This window comes from Reyranella sp., from assembly GCF_050185545.1.
Classification (GTDB): domain Bacteria; phylum Pseudomonadota; class Alphaproteobacteria; order Reyranellales; family Reyranellaceae; genus Reyranella.
In genome coordinates this window covers 1-2538 of the sequence record NZ_JBFWZI010000366.1, presented here as the reverse complement: position 1 = coordinate 2538, position 2538 = coordinate 1, and the positions used below count along the sequence as shown (strand labels likewise).

General features: G+C 67.3%; 3 protein-coding genes and 1 pseudogene. 3 read left to right on the top strand and 1 reads right to left on the bottom strand.

From position 1 onward, the window contains the following. Positions 1–24 precede the first annotated feature (24 nt). Positions 25–654: a flavin reductase family protein gene (locus AB7O82_RS38125; RefSeq protein WP_428550810.1), complete on the top strand. Its 630-nt coding sequence runs from the start codon at positions 25–27 to the stop codon at positions 652–654. A 60-nt stretch (positions 655–714) separates the two neighbouring features. Then, positions 715–1494 carry a hypothetical protein gene (locus tag AB7O82_RS38120; protein ID WP_428550808.1) on the top strand — a complete coding sequence of 260 codons (780 nt, stop codon included), beginning with the start codon at positions 715–717 and terminating at the stop codon, positions 1492–1494. 86 nt (positions 1495–1580) lie between these two features. On the opposite strand, the gene AB7O82_RS38115 is transcribed toward AB7O82_RS38120, so the two are convergent. After that, a complete protein-coding gene (locus AB7O82_RS38115) occupies positions 1581–2246 on the bottom strand; it encodes an aspartate/glutamate racemase family protein (protein ID WP_428550806.1) in 666 nt (221 codons plus the stop codon). A gap of 88 nt (positions 2247–2334) precedes the next feature. On the opposite strand from AB7O82_RS38115, the pseudogene AB7O82_RS38110 reads away from it, so the two are divergent. Continuing rightward, a pseudogene (locus AB7O82_RS38110) lies at positions 2335–2538 on the top strand (hypothetical protein); the annotation flags it as partial.

Below are 2538 nucleotides of genomic sequence, written 5' to 3'. Positions count from 1 at the left end.
CCGAGCAACTAGAGGATTCGAGAGATGCAATACGCCGCTTCCGAGTTGAGTCCGCACGAACGCTACAAGCTTCTGATCTCCTTCGTGCTGCCCCGGCCGATCGCCTGGGTGACGACCATCGGGCCGACCGGAACGGTCAATGCCGCGCCGTTCAGCTATTTCAATGTCTTCGCGGAGGACCCGCCGCTGGTGATGTTCGCCGTTAACAAGCGACCGGACGGGCGGCTCAAGGACACCTGGACCAACATCAAGCGTACCGGGGAGTTCGTCGTGAACCTGGCCGACGAGCCGCTGGCCCGCGCCATGCACGAGTCGAGCGGCGATTTCCCGCCCGAGATCGGCGAGCCCGACTATCTCGGGCTGAAACTCGTGCCGTCGGTCGACGTCAAGCCACCCAGGCTGGCCGACGCGCCGTGGTCGTTGGAGTGCAAGATCTGGCAGGTGCTCAACGTCAAGGACGAACGCCAGCTCATCATCGGCGAGGGATTGCGCTTCCACCTCCGCGACGAGCTGTGGGATCCCAAGGCGATGCGGGTGCACATGGAGAAGTATCATCCGATCGGCCGCATGTTCGCCGATCGCTACTGCCGGACCGACGATCGCGTCGTTTTTCCGGCAGCCGAAGGGCCAAAGAAGGCGGCCGCCGCAGATTGATCACTGACGCCCGGACGCAGGGAGGATGTAAGCTCGATTGGAGCAATCCGCCTGCGAGCAATGACCGCGCTTTCCCGGGAAGATCGGCCACGATGGCTGGCCGCGCTGCTGATGGGCCTGCTGTTCATCCTGGCCCTGCTCATCGGCTCGTGGTTCCTGCGGGCCTGCGCGCCGGTCGGGCCGCTCACCAGTGTCTCCACGATCGAGACACCGGCGCCGCCCGCACCGCCGCCACCGCCCGATCCCACACCCGTTCTCAAGGCTTCGCTCGACGAAGCTGAGGCCGACGGCCGCAAGCTGCGGGCCGAGGTCGCGGCGCTGGAGGCCGAGATCAAGTCGAAGCTCGCGCAGTGCAAGCCGGTCGAGCCGCCCAAGCCTGTCGCCCCACCGCCCAAGCCCGTCGAGCGTCCCAAGCCGCCGCCGGTTGCCGCGGCACCACCGCCACCCTTGCCCGCCGATCGCTGGGCGCAGAAGGACCTCGGGATGCTGCAAGGGTGCTGGCGCCTGGGTCGCGACACCGAGGGCAATATCGGGCTCGCAGGGCGCACGGAGCGATGCGCGGTCAAGGCCGGCCGCATCTGCTTCGGCAGCAATGGCAGCGGCGAGCGACGCACGACGGCCCATTGCCCGGGGACAGGCACGATCACGTGCACGGCGCCGATCACCGCGCGATTCGGCAACGACAATTCCCTGGGCACGACGCAGCCGCCCGTGCCGTGCACGCCCCCTCAGGCCTCCTGGAACGGCCCGCCCAACAGCCTGACATGCCGGCGCGTCAGCGACACGCTGGCGATCTGCCGCGACAGGCTGAATTTCGAGCACGAGTTCCGCCGCGAGTAGGCGGCTCATGCGGACCGCGGGCATCCCGCCCGCTCATATCATGAGCGGGCGGGATGCCCGCGGTCCAAGAGGCCATGACCTCCTGGTCAGGCCGCCCAACCCAGACGCGAGCGCCCGATCGCCATCGATACCGCCGCCTGGCTGGGCTCGACGACCGGAAGGCCGACATGGCGCTGCAGGCGATCGCGGTAGCGCGCCATGCCGGCGCAGCCCATGACCAGAACGTCGGCGCCGTCCTCGTCGCGCAGCTCGACGGCGACCTCGGCCATGCGGGCGAAGGTCGTGGCTTCGTTGGCGAGCTCGACGACACTGAGGCCGATTGCCCGGTCACCCGCCATGCGCTCGCTCACGCCCATCTGGCCGACATAGCGCAGGTGGCGCGGAATGGATTTGCGCAGGATGGAAATGACGCCAAAGCGTTGGCCCAGGGTCATCGCCGTCAGGATGCCGCACTCGGCGATGCCCAGCACCGGTTTGGTGGTGAGCTCGCGCGCCGCATGCAGGCCGGGGTCGGAATAGCAGGCGATGACGAAGGCAGAGCAATCGTTGTCGCGCTTCCTTACCATCTCGCCGATCGGCGCCACGACCTGCTCGACATGCGCCTGGCTTTCGATGCCTGGCGGGCCGTCCTTCAGGGTGACGCATTCGATCGACGGGCCGCCTGCCAGGCGCAGCGGCTCCATGGCGGCATCGATACCCCGGGTGACGGCTTCGGTGGAGTTCGGGTTGATGACGAGGATGCGGTCGGACATGGCAGCCAACATGGCCTGTAAATTGCCATTCAGCAACGCGTGTTCTACGGTTGATCCACGGGGATTTCTTGGAAGGGAGGGACTTCAGATGCTGAAACGTCGCCTGGCGGCCGTCGCGATTGCGACGCTTATCGGAGCGGCACCGCTGCTCGCGCAGGACAAGCAGCCGCCGCTGCGCACGGGGGTCGACGGCACGTTCGCGCCGCACGCCATGCCAAAGCTGGGCGGCGGCACGGAAGGGTTCCAGATCGACGTCTTCACCGAGGTGGCGCGCCGCATGAAGCGCGAGATC

Bases quoted from the DNA above. Each gene is read 5' to 3' on its own strand.
- AB7O82_RS38125 (WP_428550810.1), top strand. From the start codon at position 25: ATGCAATACGCCGCTTCCGAGTTGAGTCCGCACGAACGCTACAAGCTT.
- AB7O82_RS38120 (WP_428550808.1), top strand. From the start codon at position 715: ATGACCGCGCTTTCCCGGGAAGATCGGCCACGATGGCTGGCCGCGCTG.
- AB7O82_RS38115 (WP_428550806.1), bottom strand. From the start codon at position 2,246: ATGTCCGACCGCATCCTCGTCATCAACCCGAACTCCACCGAAGCCGTC.